We start from the raw sequence: 21,627 nt of genomic DNA, 5'->3' as shown, positions 1-21,627 counted from the left end.
AAATGCCGTCAAGGACCCAAGAAACCTGGCCCCACGGCGCGATCATGCTGGATGCCGAGCACACGCAATTTGCGTTGTGGGCGCCTGACGCGTTCTACGTCAGTGTGGAACTGGAAGATGGAAAATCGTTGCCCATGCTGCCTGAAGGTGACGGTTGGTTTGTAATCAAGGCCAATTGCCCGGCGGGCAGTCGCTACCGTTACTGCATCGATGGCGAACTGGAGGTGCCGGACCCGGCCTCCAGAGCGCAGGATGGTGACCTTGACCGCCACAGCGTGGTGGTCGACCCCCATGCCTATCAATGGCGGCACACGACCTGGAATGGTCGGCCGTGGAGTGAAGCGGTAATTTATGAGTTGCACGTCGGTGCGCTCGGTGGATTTGCCGAAGTCGAACAGCATATGGCGCGGCTGGTGGCGCTGGGCATTACCGCGATCGAACTGATGCCGCTGGCGCAATTTCCCGGTGATCGCAACTGGGGCTACGACGGGGTGCTGCCCTATGCACCTCAAGCCTCCTACGGCACCCCCGAACAACTCAAACACCTGATCGACAGCGCCCACGGTCATGGCCTGGCGGTGATTCTCGACGTGGTCTACAACCACTTCGGCCCCGACGGCAACTATTTGCATCGTTACGCCAAAGGCTTTTTCCGCGAGGACAAGCACACGCCTTGGGGCGCGGCGATCGATTTCCGCCGCCCGGAAGTGCGCGAGTTCTTCATTGAGAATGCACTGATGTGGCTGCTCGAATACCGTTTCGACGGCCTGCGTCTGGATGCGGTGCACGCAATTGAAGACCCGGATTTCCTCAGCGATCTGGCCCGGCGCATTCGCCAGCAGATCGACCCGACCCGCCACGTCTGGCTGACCGTCGAAAACGAGCTGAACCAGTCGAGCCTGCTGGAAAACGATTACGACGCGCAATGGAACGATGACGGTCATAACGCGTTGCATGTGCTGCTGACCGGCGAAACTGACGCCTATTACGCCGACTATGCCGCGCAGCCCACCAAGCAACTGGTGCGCTGCCTGAGTCAGGGCTTCGTATTCCAGGGCCACATCACTCGCCATGGCGAACCTCGGGGCGAGCCGAGCGAGCACCTGTCTTCCACTGCGTTTGTGCTGTTTTTGCAGAATCATGACCAGATCGGCAACCGCGCCTTTGGCGAACGTCTGCATCAGCTTGCCGACCCGCGTGCGGTGCAGGCGGCGACGGTGTTGTTGCTGCTGTCGCCGATGATTCCGCTGGTCTTCATGGGCGACGAATTCGCCGCCGAGCAACCGTTCCTGTTTTTCACCAGCCACCACGGTGAACTGGCGGAACTGGTGCGTGAAGGTCGGCGCAACGAGTTCGCCGCATTCAGTGCCTTCACCGATCCGCACAAGCGCGAGCAGATCCCCGATCCAAATGCCGAAAGCACCTTCCACGCTTCGCAGCCGCGACTGTCCGGCAGCGGCACGCCATTGCAACAGCAGACCCAAGAGCTCTACCGACAACTGCTGAAGTTGCGCCATCAGTACATCATTCCTCATCTCTCCGGGACCCAGGCTCTGGGCGCGCAAATGCTCGGCTATGGAGCGGTCAGCGCGCGCTGGCGGCTGGGCAACGGCAGTGAGCTGCGAATTGACCTGAACCTCAGTGACACGCCAGTGGTCAACCCTGCACAGACCGATACCGAGTGGCTGTTTCAACAGCCAGCCGCGATCGAACTGTCGGACCCGAACCAACTGCCGGCGTACACAGCGCTCGTCAGCCTCACGGCCGCACCCCTTTTGCACCCCCTGGATGGAGAGCGCCTATGAGCGATGCGCAACTGGAAATACTCGCCAGTCGAGCCGGCCTTGCCGTCGACTGGATCGACGCCAACGGGCGTCAGCAAAAAGTCGCTCCCGCTGTGTTGCGCAATGTCCTGGTCGGACTCGGCCACCCCGCCAGCACCGCGCAAGAAATCGATGCCAGCCTGTTGCAACTGCAAGAAGTCCAGCAAGACCGCCATCTGCCGCCCCTGCTGACCTGCGACGTTGGCGTTGCCCTCGACCTGAGTCGCTACTTCACACCGGAGACGCCCTGCGAGATTCATCTTGAAGACGGCTCGCAGATGAACCTCAAGCTGGACAACGAAGCCATGTTGCCCGGCTTGATTCCGGTCGGTTACCAGCAAGTGCACATCGGCGATCAGTATTTCACTCTCGCTGTGGCGCCTGAGCGTTGTTTCAGCGTTGGCGATGCGGTCGATAGTCCGATCCCGCGCGCCTGGGGTCTGAGCGCCCAGCTGTATTCGCTGCGCCGTCCGGGTGACGGTGGTTTTGGCGACACCCAGGCACTGGAGGAATTGGTTCGTGTAGCGGGTGAACGCGGCGCCGATGCGCTGGCGATCAGTCCGATGCACGCGATGTTCAGCTCAGACAATGGCCGCTACAGCCCCTATTCGCCGTCCAGCCGCTTGTTTCTCAATTCACTGTACGCAGCGCCGGGCAGCATTCTCGGCGAGCGCGCATTGCGCGACGCAATCGATGCCAGTGGCCTGGCCGCGCAGTTCGACCAGTTGGAAAATCTCAAGCTGATCGACTGGCCCGCCGCCGCCCAAGCCAAGCAGAAACTGCTGCAAGCCTTATATGATGGTTTCGTCGCTGGCGAGCATCCGCTGCACGCCGACTTCGCCAGTTTCCGTCATGCCGGTGGCGAAGCGCTGGAGAACCATTGCCGCTTCGAAGCGATTCAGGAAATGCGCGCCGCCCGTGGCGAAAGCCTCGACTGGCGCGAATGGCCGGAGCACTGGCACGACCCGCGCGGCGCGGCGCTGGGCGCTTTTGCCGAAGAATATGCCGAGCGCATAGGTTATTTCGCCTTCTGCCAATGGCTGATCCATCGCTGCCTCGAGCGCGTGCAATCTGCCGCGCGCAGTGCCGGCATGGGCATTGGCCTGATCGCCGACCTCGCGGTCGGTGCTGACGGTGCCGGCAGTCAGGCCTGGAGCTTCCAAGATGAATTGCTCGCTTCGCTGACCGTAGGCGCGCCACCGGACATTCTCAATCGCAGCGGCCAGGGTTGGGGCATTTCCGCGTTCTCGCCGGAAGGGCTGATCCGCAACGGTTTCCGTGCCTTCATCGAGATGCTGCGCGCCAACTTCGCCCACGCCGGAGGCCTGCGCATCGACCATGTCATGGGCCTGCAACGCCTGTGGGTGATTCCCAACGGCGCCGCCCCGGCCGATGGCGCCTATCTGTATTATCCGTTCGACGACATGCTGCGTCTGCTGGCCCTCGAGTCGCATCGGCATCAAGCCATCGTGCTCGGCGAAGACCTCGGCACCGTGCCGGAAGGCCTGCGGGAAAAACTCGCCGCGCGCTCGATTCTCGGCATGCGCGTGCTGTTGTTCGAACAGGACAATACCCGCTTCAAACCGATTCTCGACTGGCCGGATGACGCGCTCGCCACCACCAGCACCCATGACCTGCCAACACTCAATGGCTGGTGGCATGGCCGCGATATCGACTGGAACGCGCGCCTCGGTCTGGTCGATGCCAACGGCGAAATCGACTGGCGCCGGCATCGCGAGCGTGAACGCGAAGGCCTGCGCGATGCGCTGCGTCAGGATCCACAGAACTTCCGCGAAGAGTCCCACGAAGCCGATCAAGTGGTCGATGCCAGTGTGCGCTTCCTCGGCCATACCCGCGCGCCGCTGGTACTGCTACCGCTGGAAGATGCCCTGGGTATCGATGAACAGCCGAATCTGCCTGGCACCACCGATTCACATCCGAACTGGTCGCGACGTTTGCCCGGTCCCAGCGAAGCGTTGCTGGACGGCCCCGATGCCGCCCGCCGCCTGGAACTGTTGGCCTGCGCGCGCCTTCAAGCCTCTGAGCGTGACCAATGAATCAACAGCAAATCCAGCCACTGCGCGCCACGTTGCGCCTGCAATTTCATAAAGGTTTTACCCTCGAACAAGCGGTGCCACTGGTGCCGTACTTTGCCCGGCTCGGCATCAGCCATATCTACGCCTCGCCCCTGCTGGCGGCGCGCGCCGGTTCCATGCATGGCTACGACGTGGTCGACCCGACCCAGGTCAATCCGGAGCTGGGCGGCGAGCCGGCATTGCGCCAACTGGTCAGCACCCTGCGTGAACACAACATGGGGCTGATTCTCGACATCGTGTCCAACCACATGGCCGTGGGCGGCAATGACAACCCGTGGTGGCTCGACCTGCTGGAATGGGGACGCCTGAGTCCGTATGGCGAATTCTTCGACATTCAGTGGCACTCGCCGGACCCGTTGATGGAAGGCCAATTGCTGCTGCCGTTTCTTGGCAGTGACTACGGCGTGGCGTTGCAGGAAGGCACACTCAAGCTCAAATTCAACGCGCAGACCGGGACTTTTTACGTCGAGCATTACGACCACCACTTCCCGATCTGCCCGAACAACTATGGCGAGCTGCTCAAGTCCGACGACACGCTGAAATCGCTGGCAGATCGCTTCAGTACGCTCAGTTACCAGACCGATGCCCACTCGCTGGCGATCCCGCTGAAGCAGGAGTTGCGAGAGCTGGCAAGCGATCCGCGTGTTCTGGCCACCATCGAAAGCAATGTCGCCCAATACGATTCGACCACCGACGAGGGCTTCCACAAGCTCCACGAGTTGCTCGAGCGGCAAAGCTATCGCCTCGCCAGCTGGCGCACGGCGGCGGACGACATCAACTGGCGGCGCTTCTTCGACATCAACGAGCTTGGCGGTCTGCGCGTGGAGCGCCCGGCAGTGTTCGAAGCAACCCACGGCAAGATCTTCCAATTGGTTGAAGAAGGTCTGGTCGACGGCCTGCGCATCGACCACATCGACGGCCTTGCCGACCCGCGTGGCTACTGCCGCAAATTGCGTCGGCGTCTGGATCACTTGGCACCGGGACGTCATCTGCCCATCTATGTCGAAAAGATCCTCGGTGAGGGCGAAACCCTGCGCCGCGACTGGAGCGTCGACGGCACCACCGGTTACGAGTTCATGAATCAGCTGTCGCTGCTGCAACACGACCCGGACGGCGAACATGTCCTCGGCGAACTCTGGCAGCGCCGTACCGAGCGCCCGGCAGCGTTCATGGAAGAAGCGCAACTGGCCCGTCAGCAAATCCTCAATGGTTCGCTGGCCAGCGACTTCGAAAGTGTTGCCCAGGCGCTGCATCAAGTCGCGCGGGATGACTTGATGACCCGCGACCTGACCCTGGGCGCGATTCGCCGCGTGCTGCATGCGTTGATCGTGCACTTCCCGGTTTATCGCACCTACATCAGCGCGATGGGCCGTTCCGAGCAGGACGAAGCGATTTTCCTGCACGCCATGGACGGTGCGCGGCAGACCCTCAGCGAAGCTGACTGGCCAGTGCTCGACTCGGTCGCCAGCTGGCTTGGCGGCACGCCATGGCGACGCAAGCCACGGGGGCGCTCGCGCAAGATCCTCAAGCATGCCTGCGTGCGGTTTCAGCAACTGACCTCGCCCGCAGCGGCCAAGGCTGTGGAAGATACTGCGCTGTATCGCTCGGCGGTGCTGCTGTCGCGCAACGATGTCGGTTACAACACCGAGCAATTCAGTGCGCCGGTCAGCGAATTCCATGAAGTCAATCAACAGCGCATGACGGAGTTTCCCGACAACCTTCTGGCGACTGCCACCCACGATCACAAGCGCGGTGAAGACACCCGTGCCCGGCTGGCCGTGCTGAGCGAGCGAAGCCATTGGTACGCCGACCAGGTCGAACTGTGGCGCGCCCTCGCCCGCCCGGTGCGCATCGAAGATGACGCGCCTTCCGCTGGCGACGAACTGATCCTCTATCAGGCATTGCTCGGCAGTTGGCCGCTGGACCTGCAGGACGATGACCAGGCCGGTTTCGCCGATTACGCCAAGCGCATCTGGCAGTGGCAACAGAAAGCCCTGCGCGAAGCCAAGCTGCAAAGCAGCTGGAGCGCGCCGAACGAAGCGTATGAAAACGCGGCCCAGGCTTTCACGGAGAAGCTGCTGACTGGCGAAGAAGGCGAGTTGCTGCGCGCGGCGCTGAGCAAGACCGTCAACAGCATCGCCGCTGCCGGCGCGCTCAACGGGCTGGCGCAAACCTTGCTGCGCATGACTGTGCCGGGTGTGCCGGATCTGTATCAGGGCAACGAGTACTGGGACTTCAGTCTGGTAGACCCGGACAACCGCCGCCCGGTGGATTACGCCGCACGCGAGCAAGCGTTGCAGGCATCCGTGCGGGGTACCGAGCTGCTTAAGGACTGGCGTGACGGGCGCATCAAACAGGCGCTGATCAGTGAGGTGTTGAACCTGCGCAAGGAGCACGGCGAGCTTTTCCGCCGTGGCGATTACCAGCCATTGGAAGTACTGGGCAGTCAGGCGCACAACGTCTTGGCATTCGCGCGTGAACACGAAGGCGTGCGGGCCATTGTCGTAGTGCCGGTGCGTTGCGCAACGTTGCTGGAAAACAGTGCCATCCCGCAGGTCGATGCGCTGCGCTGGGGCGATACGCGGGTGGTTTTACCGTCTGCCGCTTCGGATGCAAACCTGAAGGGACTTTTTGCAAGCAGCGTAGTCACACAAAACAGGGAGCTGAATGTCAGCGAAGCGCTGGGGGATGTCCCGGTCAATCTCTTTATCCAACACTTAACACAAGCATGAGTTCAGTTCAGGAGCATTGCGATGAGCACCGACGATAAACGCATTCGCGAATTCGCCTATCAGATCTGGGAGTCGGAAGGGAAACCTGAAGGCCACGAAGAACGTCATTGGGAAATGGCGCGCAAGCTGGCCGAGGCCGAAGCGCTGGCACCCAAGAAGCCACCCAAGGCGGCTGGCAGCAAAGTGGCTGGCAAGACTACAGGCGCAACAGCGAAAAGCACCGACGGCAAGACACCGGCAGCCGCCAAAGCCAAACCAGCGGCGAAAGCCAAGCCTGCGGCCACGGCCAAAGTAGTCCCGCCGGGCGAAAAGGCTGCCGAGAAAAAGCCGCGAGCTGCGAAGAAGCCTCCGGCGAACTGACCCGATCCATATTTGAACTGAATGACTGTGTGGCGAGCGTGCTCGCCACAAGGGGTTCTTGCGCCCCGAAGAAAGCCCTTCTTGGGGCAAAACACACCACCCTGTGGGAGCGAGCCTGCTCGCGAAAGCGCTAGGTCAGTTGGTGAAAACGTCGAATGTACCGACGCTTTCGCGAGCAGGCTCGCTCCCACAAGGAAATCTCATTGCCTGAACTGTCCCGTTTTTTTGCAGGAGCAATCATGACCCGTCCAAAGAAAGCCGAACCCGCTGCGCACGCCGAGCCGTCGAGAATCCGTGAAGGCCTGCCCTTCCCGCTCGGTGCGACCTGGGATGGTCTGGGGGTGAACTTTGCTCTGTTTTCCGCCAACGCCACCAAGGTCGAGCTGTGCATTTTCGACGATGCCGGCGAAGTCGAACTCGAACGCATCGAGCTGCCGGAATACACCGATGAGATCTACCACGGCTACCTGCCGGATGCGCATCCTGGCTTGATCTACGGCTACCGCGTTTATGGTCCTTATGACCCGGCCAATGGTCACCGTTTCAACCACAACAAACTGCTGATCGACCCTTACGCCAAACAATTGGTTGGTGAGCTGAAATGGTCGGAAGCGCTGTTTGGCTACACCATCGGCCACCCCGACGCCGACCTGAGTTTCGACGAGCGTGACAGTGCGCCGTTCGTGCCCAAGTGCAAGGTTATCGACCCGGCCCACACCTGGGGCAACGACCATCGCGTCAGCGTGCCGTGGGACAAAACCATCATTTATGAAACCCACGTGCGCGGCATCAGCATGCGTCATCCTTCGGTGCCGGAAAACCTGCGCGGCACCTTTGGCGGCTTGATGGTCGACGACGTGCTCGAGCACATTCGTAAACTCGGCGTGTCCTCCGTCGAACTGCTGCCGATTCACGCCTTCGTCAACGATCAGCATCTGCTGCAAAAGGGCATGACCAACTACTGGGGCTACAACAGCATCGCGTTCTTCGCCCCGGACCCGCGTTATCTGGCCAGTGGCAAGATCGCCGAATTCAAGGAAATGGTCGCGCACCTGCACGATGCCAATCTCGAGGTCATTCTCGACGTGGTCTACAACCACACCGCCGAAGGTAACGAGCAAGGTCCGACTCTGTCGATGCGCGGTATCGACAACGCCTCCTATTACCGCTTGATGCCCGATGACAAGCGCTACTACATCAACGACTCCGGCACCGGTAACACGCTGGACCTGAGTCACCCATGCGTGCTGCAAATGGTCACTGACTCCCTGCGCTACTGGGCCAGTGAGATGCACGTCGACGGTTTCCGTTTCGACCTGGCAACCATTCTTGGCCGCTACCACGATGGTTTTGACGAGCGCCACAGCTTCCTCGTCGCCTGCCGTCAGGACCCGGTGCTGCGTCAGGTGAAAATGATCGCCGAACCCTGGGACTGCGGCCCCGGCGGTTATCAGGTCGGCAACTTTCCGCCGGGCTGGGTTGAGTGGAACGACAAGTTCCGCGACACCGTGCGCGCCTTTTGGAAAGGTGACGACGCCCAGCTCGCCGATTTCGCCAGCCGCATGACCGCTTCCGGGGAGATGTTCAACCAGCGTGGGCGTCGGCCGTATTCGTCGGTGAACTTCATCACCGCCCACGACGGTTTCACTCTCAACGATCTGGTCTCGTACAACGACAAGCACAACGAAGCCAACGACGAGAACAACCAGGACGGCAGCAACAACAACCTGTCGTGGAACCACGGCGTCGAAGGCCCGACCGACGATCCGGAAATCAACGCTCTGCGCCATCGGCAGATGCGCAACTTCTTCGCCACGCTGCTGCTGGCCCAAGGTACGCCGATGATCGTTGCCGGTGACGAGTTCGCCCGCACCCAGGACGGCAACAACAACGCCTATTGCCAGGACAGCGAGATCGGCTGGGTCAACTGGGACCTGAGCGAGGACGGCAAGGCCCTGCTCAAGTTCGTCAAACGCCTGATCAAACTGCGCCTGACTTATCCGATCCTGCGTCGCGGACGCTTCCTGGTCGGCGAGTACAACGAAGATATCGGCGTCAAGGACGTGACCTGGCTGGCACCAGACGCCACCGAGATGACCACCGAGCACTGGCACGATGCGCACAATCGCTGCCTCGGCATGCTGCTCGACGGTCGCGCGCAGGAAACCGGCATCCGTCGCAAAGGCGCCGACGCGACGCTGCTGCTGGTGGTCAACGCCCACCACGACATCGTCAACTTCACGCTGCCAGAAGTGCCGGACGGCGGCTTCTGGACCTGCATGATCGATACCAATCAGCCGTCGATTCGTGGCCAGGAACGCTTCGAATTCGGTCACGAGTATTCGGTGACCGGGCGTTCGTTGCTGTTGTTCGAACTGCAACGTGACGAAGAAGATTGATATGGACTTTCAACATTATCTGGCCCGACGTCCGCCAGATTACGCCGACACCAACGCCCTCGGCCGTTGCCTGAGGGCAATGGTCGAGGCCGGCCTTGACCGCTTGCCGTTGCCCGGCAGCGGTCACACGCTGGAGCGCTTTCAGCGTCTATCGGAGGTGGGTGGACACGATCTAGGGCTGTGCAAACTCTATGAAGGCCACACGGATGCGCTGGCGATCATCGAGCAATTGGGCGGTACGCCAACCCCAGGCAGCACGTGGGGCATGTGGGCTGCCGAGCCGCCGCAGGCGCGGGTAAAAGTTACGCCGGCCGGGCATATGGTGACGCTGAACGGGCGCAAGGCCTGGTGTTCTGGCGCGGCGGTGCTCAGCCACGCCTTGCTCACTGCGTGGGACGCTGATGATCAGCAGCAATTGGTTGCAGTCGCACTCGATCAACCTGGCGTGACCATCACCGATCAAGGCTGGCAAGCGGTGGGCATGGCGGCCACCGGCAGCGTCGAAGTGCTGTTTGAAAACGCCGAAGCGCAGGCCATTGGCAACCCCGGTGATTACCTGCAACGGCCGGGGTTCTGGCAGGGCGGGATCGGTATCGCGGCTTGCTGGTACGGCGCTTCACGGCGGATTGCCGAAGGGCTGCGTCAGCATTGCGCGCAACGCGATGAACCGCACGCCCTCGCCCATCTCGGTGCGACTGACACAGCACTGCAAGCGGCGGCCGACGTGTTGCGCTTCAGCGCGTTGCAAATCGATGCGCAGCCTGAGGCTGACGCTGAACTGCTGGCCCGTCGCGCCCGCGCGGTGGTCGAACAGTCTGCCGAACAGGTCATGCGCGAAGTCGGCCGGGCGCTGGGTGCCGGGCCGTTTTGTCAGGATCGGCATTTTGCGCGACTGAGTGCCGACTTGCCGGTATTTCTGCGCCAGAGTCACGCCGAACGCGACCTTGCTGCGCTGGGCCAGCGGATTGCCGGTCAATCCTGCGAGGTCTGGGCGTTATGAGGGACAACCCGATCGTCGGCCAAGGCACTTCACTGCAGCAATGGCAGGGTTCGCAGCGTCTGGCTGAACTGCCCGCCATCGACGTTCTTGACCTGGTACCGCTGAGTTCGCGGGCGGTGATCATCGCGCCGCATCCGGATGACGAAGTGCTCGGTTGCGGCGGCATCATGCAGTTGCTGGCGGCAGCCGGACGGCCGTTGCAATTGATCTCGGTTACCGATGGAAGCGCCAGTCACCCCGGCTCGCAACGCTGGACGGTCGAACGCTTGAGCGTGGTGCGACCGCAGGAATCCGCCGAAGCTCTGCGCCGCCTCGGCTTGCCGATGCACAGCCTGAAATGGCTGCGCGGCGGGTTTACCGACACGCAAGTGGCGGCTCAGGAAACCGGGTTGAGCGAATTCATCGCCAGTTACCTGCATGCCAGTGACGTGGTTTTCACTACCTGGCGCCAGGACGGTCACAGCGATCACGAGGCCGTCGGCCGCGCCAGTGTCGAAGCGGCGCGACGCGTTGGTGCGACCTGCCATGAACTTCCGGTCTGGACCTGGCACTGGGCAACCCCGGAAGACGCCTCGGTACCATGGGAACGCGCGCGCAAGATTCTTCTGTCACCCACGCACATCGCGCGCAAACGCCACGCGGCCCACGCGTTCGCCAGCCAGTTGGAAGGCGACCGCGACGTCGGGCTCGGGCCGGTGCTTGCGCCCTATGTGCTTGATCGTTTGCTGCAACCTTTTGAAGTGGTGTTCCTGTGAGCGTCGATGACCGCTATTTCGACGGCCTGTTCGCGGGCAATGACGACCCATGGGCGTTCCGCCAGCGCTGGTACGAACAGCGCAAGCGCGCGATCACCCTCGCTGCCCTGCCGCGTCCGCGCTACAGGTCGGTTTTCGAGCCGGGTTGCGCCAACGGCGAACTGAGTGCAGAACTCGCTCCGCGCTCCGACCGCCTGTTGTCCTGCGACACGGCGAGCGCGGCGGTGAAGCTGGCGCGGACGCGCTTGAGTGTGTTCGAGCATGCCGAAGTCCGTCAGGGCCGCCTTCCGGCTGACTGGCCGGAGGAAAAATTCGACCTGATCGTATTCAGCGAAATCGGCTACTACCTCGACGAAAAAGATCTGACAGAAATGATCCGCCGGATCAGTGAGTCACTGACCGCCGACGGTCAACTGCTGGCTTGCCATTGGCGCCCGCCGATCGAGGGCTGTCCGCTGAATGCACGTCAGGTCCACGATCAGATTCACGATCAATTGGCTTTGCCGCGTCTGGTGCTGCATCAGGAAGCGGATTTCATTCTCGAACTGTGGAGCCGCGAGCCACGCTCGGTGGCGGCACTGGAGGGCTTGCGTTGATCGGTATCGTGATTCCGGCGCACAACGAAGAGGCGCTGCTTGATGAATGCCTGCGTGCAGCGTTGCGCGCCAGCCAGCATGCACAACTGGGCGGCGAGCCGGTGGAAATACTGGTGGTGCTCGACAGTTGCAGTGACGCCTCGGCGCAGATCGTCAGCGCTTATCCGGTGCTGAGCCTGCAGATCGACGCACGCAACGTCGGCGAAGCCCGAGCCGCCGGTGCGCGACTGCTGCTCGAGCGCGGTGCCCGCTGGATCGCCTGCACTGACGCCGACAGCCGCGTCGCCGATGACTGGCTGGCGGCGCAACTGGGACTGGAGGCGGACGCAGTGTGCGGCACGGTGACCGTCGAGCACTGGCACGAATCGATCGATGAAGCGGCGCAGATTCGCTATCACCGCCATTATCAGGCGCGCGATGGGCATCGACACATTCACGGCGCCAACCTCGGTGTCAGCGCCGAGGCTTATCGCCTGGCCGGCGGTTTCAAACCGCTGACCTGTGACGAGGACGTGCAACTGGTGCGTGCGCTGGAGCGCAGCGGTGCGAATATCGCCTGGAGTCACCGTCCGCAAGTGCACACCAGCGCCCGTCTGGACAGTCGGGCCAAGGGCGGATTCGGTGACTTTCTGCGCAATCTGGCACAGCTGGAATAAAAAAATACGGATCAGATCGATCTGTGACGCGACGAATCCGCTGTCTTGAGCAATACTCTGCTTCGCAGTAATCCAAGGGTTGGAGCACTGCACCGTTGCTATTCATTTGCCTTCACGGGCCGCGATCAGCGTTGGCTGTTCACGACTGAGGGCGAGATACCACAAGGACGTCGCACTCATGAAATCGTCATTGATCAACGAACACGGCCTGCCAGCGCAGATCTGGAACAGCGCGCCGCAACTCGACAATATTCCCGTCATCAACACCCACAGCCTGGTTCCCGCCGGCGCCCGCGCCGTGGTCATCGCCCCGCATCCGGGCGATGAAGTGGTCACCTGCGGCGGTCTGCTGCAATTGCTTTCCAGCCTTGGCCATCCACTGCAATTGCTCTCCATTACCGACGGCAGCGCCAGCCACCCCGGCTCGCGGCAATGGTCGGAACAACGCCTGAGCGTGTTCCGCCCGCAGGAAAGCGTCGAAGCCCTGCGCCGCCTCGGCCTGCCCATGCACAGCCTGAAGTGGGTGCGCGGCGGCTTTACCGACAACGCACTGAGTGATCAGCAAAGCCAGCTCACCGAGTTCATCGGCCGTTACCTGCGACCGGGCGACGTGGTGTTCAGTACCTGGCGCAAGGATGGCCCGCCGGATCATGAAGTGGTTGGCCGGGCCAGTTTCGACGCGGCGCAGAAGGCCGGGGCGACCTACCACGATGTGCCGGTGTGGGCCTGGCACTGGCCGGAGCGCGAGCAGCAAATGATTCCCTGGGAACGCGCGCGCAAGCTACGTCTCGACACATGGACCGTAGCGCGCAAGAGCCACGCCACCCACGCTTACGCCAGCCAGCTCAAAGGCGAACCGGCCATCGGCATCGCCCCGCTGCTGCCCCCGGTGCTGCTGGAGCGGATGCGCTTGCCGTATGAAATCGTCTTTGTCTAAGCACCACAGATCCCTCTGACACCGTGAAATCCTGTGGGAGCTGGCTTGCCAGCGATAGCCGTGTATCAGGCAATAGAGATACTGCTGATTTGGCCCCATCGCTGGCAAGCCAGCTCCCACAGAGTCCTGTGTACGATCAAATATTTCTGTAAGGAACTGCCACCCCCTCAAACCAGTCGCATGAACAGGCATGGCCCAAATCAGAGGAGTGAACGTGTCCAGCGATCCCAAGCGTCAAGCGGTCGACGCGCCAGTCATTCATCGCCTGCGGGTACTCACGGTCAATACCCACAAGGGCTTCACTGCGCTGAATCGGCGGTTTGTTCTCCCGGAGCTGCGCGAGGCGATGCGCAGTACCTCGGCCGATCTGGTGTTTCTGCAGGAAGTGGTGGGTGAACACGAGCGCCATTCGAGTCGCTACAACGACTGGCCGCAGACCTCGCAATACGAATTCCTCGCCGACAGTATGTGGAGCGATTTTGCCTACGGCCGCAACGCCGTTTACCCCGACGGCCACCACGGCAACGCGCTGCTGTCGAAATACCCGATCCGCGAATATCGCAACCTCGACGTGTCGATCACCGGGCCTGAACGGCGCGGGCTGTTGCACTGCATCCTGGATGTGCCCGGGCATGCCGAGGTGCACGCGATCTGTGTGCATTTGAGTCTGCTGGAAAGCCATCGGCAATTGCAGTTGCAGCTGCTTTGCCAGTTGCTTGAATCACTGCCCGACGATGCGCCGGTGATCATTGCCGGTGATTTCAATGACTGGCAGTTGCAGGGCAACGCCGCCCTCGCCCGTCGCGACTATTTGCACGAAGCTTTTGAACGTCATCATGGGCGCCCGGCGAAAACCTATCCGGCGCGTTTTCCGCTGTTGCGCCTGGACCGGATTTACCTGCGCAATGCCAGCAGCCACGATCCAAGGATTCTCGGCAACAAGCCGTGGACGCATTTGTCGGATCATCTTCCCTTGGCGGTTGAAGTGCACCTCTAGCTGCATTTTTGACAGCCATCTAATGACAGATCGTTCCGGCAATTACCGCTCGGAAGGACCTTTCGTCGGCGGCAAAAAACCGTCAGATGCACCCTTCGCAAGCGTTTTTCCATGCAAACAAGCACTTAGTTATGTGCAGAAAAACAAACGCTTGCGGTTGCTGATTTAAGCGCGCCATTCATCGTGCATTTTCTTGACGCGCGGGCATCGCTCTTCTTATCTCTACCTTACTACCCCCGGAATCACTACTGGGGCTGACCTTCCGGCACTCGCGAAATCGAGCAGCCGCGGTTCGCCCCGCTCTATTCGGTCGCCCCTCGTTCGGGGTAGGAGAGACGCCAAACACGAGATGACGCATGCGCTTGCAAGGTAGACCTCCATGAAAACTTCACTGACCCCACATGAATTGAAAATCACTTTTTGCACAGTGTCAGGTTCGCTGTTGCTGTGCTCGTCCATGGAGGCGCATGCGGAATTTTCGGCGGATGAACCCGCGTGGTATCGCGCCGATGTCCCTGTGATGACCTTGCCAGTGACCGTGATAACGCCCGGACCGCTGCCATTGAGTCAGCAGAGTTCGCGCCTGATCACCGAAGATCTTGCACCCTCCGCATGGGACGAGCTGTACGGCAAAAGCGCTCGGCAAGCACAGACCGACGCACTTTCTACCGGTTATGCGATGGCCGGTGGCGAGTTCAAAGGTCCGGCCGTGCTCACGTTGAAAAGCGGTAACGGGACTACCCAGACCCTTGGTCTCATAGGTGGCGACAATCAGGTCCAGCTGAATGCCGGTGGTGCGCTGACCCGACGCGCCCTCGCCGACCGCAACACTGACAGCCTCAACCTGCAAGGCCAGAGCCTTGGCGCCTATTACAGCCTGGTCGGCGCGCAGGGCTGGCACGTCGACCTGTCGGCCAGCGGCGGTCGGGTCAGCGGTTTCAGTCGGACCCCGCAAGGCAATCGGCAAGCCACCGAAGGCAACGCGATGACCTTTTCCGTTGAAGGCGGTTATCCGATCGGCTTGAGTGACAACTGGGTGGTCGAACCACAGGCGCAACTGATCAACCAGCGCATCAGCCTCGACGCGCCTTATGCCGGCTCGGGCAACGCCTCGTCGACCGACCTGACCGCGTGGAGTGGCCGTGTCGGTGCGCGGTTGAAAGGCAGTTATGACTTGAACGGGTTGCCTGTTGAACCTTACGTGCGCACCAACCTTTGGCACACCGTTTACACCGGCAGCACGGTGACCCTTGATCAGGTCGACAAGATCAGCAGCAGCCGCAAGTCATCAACAGTGGAACTGGGTTTGGGTCTGGTGGCGCGGGTCACACCGGCAGTAAGCCTGTACATGAGCGCCGATTACAGCAGCGATGTGGATGACAATGATCTGAACGGCATTATCGGCAGCCTTGGAGTGCGGATGCGTTGGTGATCTGCTGATCAGTGAAAAACCCTGTGGGAGCTGGCTTGCCAGCGATGGCGGAGTGTCAGTCAACAAAGGTGCTGAATGTGACGGCCTCATCGCGGGCAAGCCCGCTCCCACAGTTTTACTGTACCTGGATCAGCCCTGCGGCTTGAGAATCAACACCGCCAATGGTGGCAGGTTCAGTTCCAGCGACAACGACTGACCATGGCTTGGCACTTCTTCGGTCAACGCTCCGCCGCCATTGCCATAGTTGGAGCCGGCGTAAATGTCGGCGTCACTGTTGAACAGCTCGGTCCAGCGCCCGGCAAACGGCACGCCGACCCGATACGCCTGGCGCGGTACCGGGGTGAAGTTGGCAACCACCAGCACTGGCGAGCCATCCTTGCTCCAGCGCAACCACGCGTAAACGCTATTGATCGCATCGTCGCCAATCAACCACTGGAAGCCCTGCGGCGCATCGTCCTGGTCGTGCAGCGCCGGCTCTTCGCGATACAGCCGGTTGAGATCGCCAACCAGTTTCTGCACGCCTTTGTGCTCGGAATACTGCAGCAGGTACCAGTCCAGCTGCTGATCGTGGTTCCACTCGCGCCATTGGCCGAACTCGCAGCCCATGAACAAAAGCTTTTTGCCCGGATGCGTCCACATGAAGCTCAGATAGGCGCGCAGGTTGGCAAACTTCTGCCAGCGATCGCCAGGCATCTTGTCGATCAACGAGTGCTTGCCGTGCACCACTTCGTCGTGGGAAATCGGCAGAATGAAGCGTTCCGACCAGGCGTAGACCAGACCAAAGCTCAACTCGTTGTGGTGATGGGCGCGGTACACCGGATCTTGCTGGATGTAGTGCAGCGAATCGTGCATCCAGCCCATGTTCCATTTGTAGGCAAACCCGAGACCGCCCTGCTGGGTGCTCTGACTGACGCCCGGCCAGGCGGTGGACTCTTCGGCAATCACCAGCGCACCCGGCGCTTCCAGCTCAACCACGTCGTTCAAATGCCGCAGGAAGTCGATGGCCTCCAGGTTCTCCCGACCGCCGTGGCGATTCGGCACCCATTCGCCAGCCTTGCGCGAATAGTCGCGGTACAGCATCGAAGCCACGGCATCCACCCGCAGGCCGTCGATATGGAAGTGTTTCAGCCAGTGCAACGCCGAGGCCAGCATGTAGCCGTGCACTTCGGTGCGACCGAGGTTGTAGATCAGCGTGTCCCAATCCTGATGGAAGCCTTCCAGCGGGTTGCCGTATTCGTACAGCGCGGTGCCGTCGAACTGGGCCAGACCGTGGGTATCAGTGGGGAAATGCGCCGGCACCCAGTCGAGGATCACCCCAATGTCGGCCTGGTGACAGGCGTTGACGAACTCGGCGAACTGATCCGGCGTGCCATAACGCGCACTCGGCGCGAACTGCGAAAGCAACTGATAACCCCAGGAACCACCGAACGGGTGCTCCATGATCGGCATCAGTTCGATGTGGGTGAAACCCAGCTCTTTGACATAAGGAATCAGGCGCTCGGCCAGCTCCGGCCAGGTGTACTGGCGCGCGACCTCGCCGAGATCATCCAGCTCGCACTGCCAGGAACCGGCGTGCAACTCGTAGATCGACAGAGGTTTTGAGCGCTGCTGGCGATCCTGACGGGAATTCATCCAGTCGTGATCCTGCCAGTCGATCTGCAGGGGCGAGGCAACTTTCGAAGCGGTGTCCGGCGGCAGGCTGGTGGCCAGTGCCATCGGGTCGGCCTTGAGCGGCAAAATGCCGTGGGCGCCGAGGATTTCGTACTTGTACAACTCCCCCGCTTGCAGGCGCGGGATGAACAACTCCCACACGCCCGAAGGGTGGCGCAGACGCATCGGGTGACGGCGACCGTCCCAGACGTTGAAATCGCCAACCACCGAAACACGGCGGGCATTCGGCGCCCACACGGCAAAGCGCACACCGTCCACGCCATCAACGGTTTTCAGCTGCGCACCGAGGCAAGCACTGAGGTCACGGTGATTGCCTTCGGCGAACAGATACAAATCCATTTCGCCGAGCAGCTGACCAAAGCTATACGGATCTTCGGCGACCTGCTCGCCACCGGCCCAGCGCGTGCGCAACAGGTACGGTCGCGCCTGATCGAAATGGCCGACAAACAGCCCCGGCGTCTCAGTCATCTCCAGCGGACCAAGCTCTTCGCCGCTGTCCTTGTCCAGCACCGCCACACTCAGCGCACCTGGCAAATAAGCACGGATGAACTGCCCACCAGCGCCATCGCCGTGCGGGCCGAGAATGGAAAACGGGTCCTGATGTTCAGCGCGCACCAAAGCATCGATGTCGCGCGCCGAGGGTAACAATGCTTCCTTTACCACACCCTGTTCCTTGTTCGAGAAACTCATGACTACTCTCCACCAAGATCGGAAAAGGGTTTAAGCCCTGTCAATAATCCATACAAGCCGTGCAATGGCACGGGCAGCCACGTTGGGCGGTTTTCTGCCTCGTAAGCCACTTCATAAGCGGCTTTTTCCAGGCCGAACAACGCCAGCGCGGCGTCGGCACCCTCGGGATCCTGCCAGGCATGCTCAAGACTAGCTGCTGCCTCGCGGTATGCTTGGACAAATGCCTCGCGTGCCTCACGCAGATAACGCTCGGCGACCCGTTTGCGCGCCGCTTCGGCTTCGACGCTGTTATCAACGTTATGCACATTGATGGTCATCGCCGCTGCGTAATCGAACGAACGCAGTACGCCGCTGACATCCTTGTACGGGCTGTGCTTGCCGCGGCGCTCGCTCAGCGGCCGCGCCGGTTCGCCCTCGAAGTCGATCAGGTAGGCGTCGCCCTTGATCACCAGCACCTGGCCCAAATGCAAGTCGCCATGCACCCGAATGCGCAAGCCGCCGGTGGCTTTCTTCGCCAGATCCTGCACATGGGCAAGAATGGTTTTCTTCTCGTCGAGCAGACGCTTGACCAGTTTCTGATCCGCCGCATTCAACTCGCCTTGATGCTGTTTGAGCAGTTTCAAGGCGTGTTCGACCTGGGCGGTGACATCCTTGCCCGTCGCGGCCATGTCCTTGCTCGACGACACTTGCGGCGCGAAGCCGGCATTGTCGGTTGGCGCAGCGAGCACCTGATGCATCTCGCCCAGACGCTGACCAAGCATGCCGGCGAAGTCTCTCAGCTCGCCGAGGGCGTTGTAATGCTGCTCCTGCTCGGACATGGCGTCGGCCAGTTCATCGCGCAGCGCCCGTTCCAGGTTGTTCTGCGTCCATTCCCATGCGTCGCCCTGATTGCTCAGATAGCCTTGGGCGATCATCAGCAAGTTGTCTTCGCCTTGCGCGTCACGGCGAATCACCGAACCGAGCAGTGGAGAGATATTGGCAAACCCGGCCTCGGTCAGGTAAGCGCTCATCTCCAGTTCCGGGTGTACGCCAGAAGCGACTTTGCGTATCAGCTTAAGCACCAGACTGTTGCCGATTACCACTGAACTGTTCGATTGCTCGGCCGACAGGTAGCGCACATCCGACTCGGCGCCAAGGCCGAGTTTTTCCAGATGATCTGTCTGTTCGAAGCGGATTTCGCCTTCGATCGACTCCAGTACGGTGTTGTTCTGCATGCCTTGCAGAACGGCGCGGACGAAGGTTTCCAGGGTGAACGCATCGGTGATCAGGCCAACCTGACGCACACGGCGTACACGCGAAAGCGCCAATTGCTGCGGCAATGGCGGGCCGACATGGTCTTCGCCAATGAAGCCGAACGGCAGCTGATAACGGTTGGTCTGGCCGCCACTGGTGACTTCGATTTCGCTGAGCAGCACTGGGTGCTGGGCGTCACCGAAGCGCACGCCGTAAGCCAGATTGACCTTCTCGATCGCCGCATCCTTGCCGGCAAACCAGCGACGATTCTGCAGCCAGCTCGGCAGGATGCTTTGCTCCAGCGTCGTACGCGACGGCACTTCGAGCAGCTCTTCCATGCGCTTTTTCAGCACCAGCGTGGTGAAATCCGGCAGGCTCTGCGCCGGCTCGACGTGCCAGCTCGGCATCTGATTTTCTGCCGCCAGTGCAAACCAATAGAAACCGTACGGCGCCAGGGTCAGGAGGAAATTCAACTGACCGATCGGCGGGAACGCGTTACCACCGAGCATTTCCACCGGCACCATGCCGACATACGCGGACAGGTCCAGCTCGACCGCTTGCGCACTGCGCGAGACGTTCGCCACGCACAGAATGATCTCGTGCTTGCCGTCGGCATCGGTGTATTCGCGGGTGTAAGCCAGCACGCGACGGTTGCTCGGCGAGAGCATTTTCAAGGTGCCACGGCCGAAGGCTTTCGATTGCTTGCGCACGGCCAGCAGACGGCGCGTCCAGTTCAACAACGAGTGCGGATCGCCGGACTGGGTTTCGACGTTGACCGACTGATAGCCATACTGCGGGTCCATGATCGGCGGCAGTACCAGACTGGCCGGATCGGCGCGGGAGAAACCGCCGTTGCGGTCGATCGACCACTGCATCGGTGTACGCACGCCATCGCGGTCGCCGAGGTAGATGTTGTCGCCCATGCCGATTTCGTCGCCGTAGTACAGCGTCGGCGTGCCGGGCATCGACAGCAGCAGGCTGTTGAGCAGTTCGATACGGCGGCGATCGCGCTCCATCAACGGAGCGAGACGACGGCGAATACCGAGGTTGATCCGCGCGCGACGGTCAGCGGCGTAGTAATTCCACAGGTAATCGCGCTCACGGTCGGTGACCATTTCCAGGGTCAGCTCATCGTGATTACGCAGGAAAATCGCCCACTGACAGTTCGCCGGAATCTCCGGGGTCTGACGCAGGATGTCAGTGATCGGGAAACGGTCTTCCTGGGCCAGTGCCATGTACATGCGCGGCATCAGCGGGAAGTGGAAGGCCATGTGGCATTCGTCGCCATTGACGCCAGCGGCATCGGTGTCACCGAAATACAGCTGAGTGTCTTCCGGCCACTGATTGGCCTCGGCCAGCAGCATGCGGTCGGGATAGTTGGCGTCGATCTCGGCACGGATCTGCTTGAGGACGTCGTGGGTCTCGGGCAGGTTTTCGTTGTTGGTGCCGTCGCGCTCGATCAGGTACGGAATCGCGTCGAGGCGCAGGCCGTCGATGCCCATGTCCAGCCAGTAGCGCATCACCGACAACACGGCTTTCATCACTTGCGGGTTGTCGAAGTTCAGATCCGGCTGGTGCGAGTAGAAGCGGTGCCAGAAGTATTGGCCGGCGACCGGGTCCCAGGTCCAGTTGGACTTTTCGGTGTCGAGGAAGATGATCCGCGTGCCGTCGTATTTCTGGTCGTCATCGGACCACACGTAGAAATCTCGCGCCGCTGAACCGGGCTTGGCTTTACGCGCACGCTGGAACCACGGGTGCTGGTCGGAGGTGTGGTTGATGACCAGCTCGGTGATCACCCGCAGCCCGCGCTTATGCGCTTCGGCAATGAAACGCTTGGCGTCGGCCATGGTCCCGTAGTCGCTGTGCACGCCACGGTATTCAGCGATGTCGTAGCCGTCGTCGCGGCGTGGCGAGGGATAGAACGGCAATAGCCAGATGGTGTTGACGCCGAGGTCGGCAATGTAATCGAGTTTGGCGATAAGCCCGGGAAAGTCGCCGATCCCGTCATTGTTGGAGTCGAAAAACGATTTGACGTGAACCTGATAAATCACCGCATCCTTGTACCAGAGCGGGTCTTTGATGAAGGCGGCTGCCTTGGGTTTCTTCGCCATGTGGAACTCCTGTTGAATACTTTATGGGCGTCCCACGACGATCGTTCCCACGCTCTGCGTGGGAATGCCGCCATGGACGCTCTGCGTCCGCTTTGGGACGCGGAGCGTCCCGGGATGCATTCCCACGCAGAGCGCGGGA

At 61.2% G+C, this 21,627-nt stretch carries 14 protein-coding genes; 12 read left to right on the top strand and 2 right to left on the bottom strand.

Going from position 1 to position 21,627, the window contains the following annotated elements; genetic code table 11:
* The first annotated feature begins 2 nt into the window (after positions 1–2).
* The 12 genes from treZ (at position 3) to FEE99_RS17625 (ending at position 15,783) form a co-directional block, all read left to right on the top strand.
* A complete protein-coding gene (gene treZ / locus FEE99_RS17680) occupies positions 3–1,805 on the top strand; it encodes a malto-oligosyltrehalose trehalohydrolase (protein WP_041480979.1) in 1,803 nt (600 codons plus the stop codon).
* Complete coding sequence (gene malQ / locus FEE99_RS17675) at positions 1,802–3,880, top strand: 4-alpha-glucanotransferase (protein WP_041480980.1); 2,079 nt, start codon at positions 1,802–1,804, stop codon at positions 3,878–3,880. Before treZ ends, malQ begins: the two co-directional genes overlap by 4 nt.
* On the top strand, positions 3,877–6,651 hold the full coding sequence (locus FEE99_RS17670) for a malto-oligosyltrehalose synthase (RefSeq protein WP_041480981.1): 2,775 nt from the start codon (positions 3,877–3,879) through the stop codon (positions 6,649–6,651). Before malQ ends, FEE99_RS17670 begins: the two co-directional genes overlap by 4 nt.
* A gap of 21 nt (positions 6,652–6,672) precedes the next feature.
* Entirely contained in the window at positions 6,673–7,011 is a 339-nt protein-coding gene (locus tag FEE99_RS17665; protein ID WP_041480982.1) for a DUF2934 domain-containing protein, read from the top strand.
* Positions 7,012–7,250: 239 nt separating this feature from the next.
* Positions 7,251–9,410, top strand: a complete 2,160-nt coding sequence (glgX, locus tag FEE99_RS17660; RefSeq protein WP_041480983.1) for a glycogen debranching protein GlgX — start codon at positions 7,251–7,253, stop codon at positions 9,408–9,410.
* 1 nt (position 9,411) lies between these two features.
* Positions 9,412–10,410, top strand: a complete 999-nt coding sequence (locus tag FEE99_RS17655; protein ID WP_041480984.1) for an acyl-CoA dehydrogenase family protein — start codon at positions 9,412–9,414, stop codon at positions 10,408–10,410.
* Positions 10,407–11,165: a PIG-L deacetylase family protein gene (locus FEE99_RS17650; RefSeq protein ID WP_041480985.1), complete on the top strand. Its 759-nt coding sequence runs from the start codon at positions 10,407–10,409 to the stop codon at positions 11,163–11,165. Before FEE99_RS17655 ends, FEE99_RS17650 begins: the two co-directional genes overlap by 4 nt.
* Entirely contained in the window at positions 11,162–11,761 is a 600-nt protein-coding gene (locus FEE99_RS17645; RefSeq protein WP_143979114.1) for an SAM-dependent methyltransferase, read from the top strand. The genes FEE99_RS17650 and FEE99_RS17645 overlap by 4 nt, the downstream gene beginning before the upstream one ends.
* Positions 11,758–12,417 (top strand): glycosyltransferase, encoded by a 660-nt coding sequence (locus tag FEE99_RS17640; protein ID WP_041480987.1) that lies wholly within the window; start codon positions 11,758–11,760, stop codon positions 12,415–12,417. The genes FEE99_RS17645 and FEE99_RS17640 overlap by 4 nt, the downstream gene beginning before the upstream one ends.
* Positions 12,418–12,595: 178 nt before the next feature.
* Positions 12,596–13,354: a PIG-L deacetylase family protein gene (locus FEE99_RS17635; RefSeq protein WP_041480988.1), complete on the top strand. Its 759-nt coding sequence runs from the start codon at positions 12,596–12,598 to the stop codon at positions 13,352–13,354.
* A 214-nt stretch (positions 13,355–13,568) separates the two neighbouring features.
* On the top strand, positions 13,569–14,351 hold the full coding sequence (locus FEE99_RS17630; protein WP_016774637.1) for an endonuclease/exonuclease/phosphatase family protein: 783 nt from the start codon (positions 13,569–13,571) through the stop codon (positions 14,349–14,351).
* 379 nt (positions 14,352–14,730) lie between these two features.
* The gene (locus tag FEE99_RS17625; protein WP_041480989.1) at positions 14,731–15,783 is read left to right on the top strand and encodes an autotransporter outer membrane beta-barrel domain-containing protein; all 1,053 of its coding nucleotides are present in this window, start codon (positions 14,731–14,733) and stop codon (positions 15,781–15,783) included.
* 129 nt (positions 15,784–15,912) lie between these two features.
* Here the strand turns inward: FEE99_RS17625 and glgB are convergent, their stop codons facing one another.
* Both glgB and treS read right to left on the bottom strand, forming a co-directional pair.
* Positions 15,913–18,144, bottom strand: a complete 2,232-nt coding sequence (gene glgB, locus FEE99_RS17620; protein WP_041480990.1) for a 1,4-alpha-glucan branching protein GlgB — start codon at positions 18,142–18,144, stop codon at positions 15,913–15,915.
* Between the two features lie 2 nt (positions 18,145–18,146).
* Entirely contained in the window at positions 18,147–21,488 is a 3,342-nt protein-coding gene (treS, locus tag FEE99_RS17615; protein WP_041480991.1) for a maltose alpha-D-glucosyltransferase, read from the bottom strand.
* Positions 21,489–21,627 lie beyond the last annotated feature (139 nt).

Origin of the sequence: Pseudomonas sp. ef1, from assembly GCF_007293365.2 — a bacterium.
In the GTDB taxonomy this organism is placed as follows: Bacteria; Pseudomonadota; Gammaproteobacteria; order Pseudomonadales; family Pseudomonadaceae; genus Aquipseudomonas; species Aquipseudomonas siliginis.
Note: the sequence above shows the minus strand (reverse complement) of the source record. Positions and strands in the feature narration are given on the sequence as shown.

What these genes read in the sequence shown, in the direction of transcription:
- treZ (WP_041480979.1), top strand. Translation starts at nt 3, where the DNA reads ATGCCGTCAAGGACCCAAGAAACCTGGCCCCACGGCGCGATCATGCTG.
- malQ (WP_041480980.1), top strand. Translation starts at nt 1,802, where the DNA reads ATGAGCGATGCGCAACTGGAAATACTCGCCAGTCGAGCCGGCCTTGCC.
- FEE99_RS17670 (WP_041480981.1), top strand. Translation starts at nt 3,877, where the DNA reads ATGAATCAACAGCAAATCCAGCCACTGCGCGCCACGTTGCGCCTGCAA.
- FEE99_RS17665 (WP_041480982.1), top strand. Translation starts at nt 6,673, where the DNA reads ATGAGCACCGACGATAAACGCATTCGCGAATTCGCCTATCAGATCTGG.
- glgX (WP_041480983.1), top strand. Translation starts at nt 7,251, where the DNA reads ATGACCCGTCCAAAGAAAGCCGAACCCGCTGCGCACGCCGAGCCGTCG.
- FEE99_RS17655 (WP_041480984.1), top strand. Translation starts at nt 9,412, where the DNA reads ATGGACTTTCAACATTATCTGGCCCGACGTCCGCCAGATTACGCCGAC.
- FEE99_RS17650 (WP_041480985.1), top strand. Translation starts at nt 10,407, where the DNA reads ATGAGGGACAACCCGATCGTCGGCCAAGGCACTTCACTGCAGCAATGG.
- FEE99_RS17635 (WP_041480988.1), top strand. Translation starts at nt 12,596, where the DNA reads ATGAAATCGTCATTGATCAACGAACACGGCCTGCCAGCGCAGATCTGG.
- FEE99_RS17625 (WP_041480989.1), top strand. Translation starts at nt 14,731, where the DNA reads ATGAAAACTTCACTGACCCCACATGAATTGAAAATCACTTTTTGCACA.
- glgB (WP_041480990.1), bottom strand. Translation starts at nt 18,144, where the DNA reads ATGAGTTTCTCGAACAAGGAACAGGGTGTGGTAAAGGAAGCATTGTTA.
- treS (WP_041480991.1), bottom strand. Translation starts at nt 21,488, where the DNA reads ATGGCGAAGAAACCCAAGGCAGCCGCCTTCATCAAAGACCCGCTCTGG.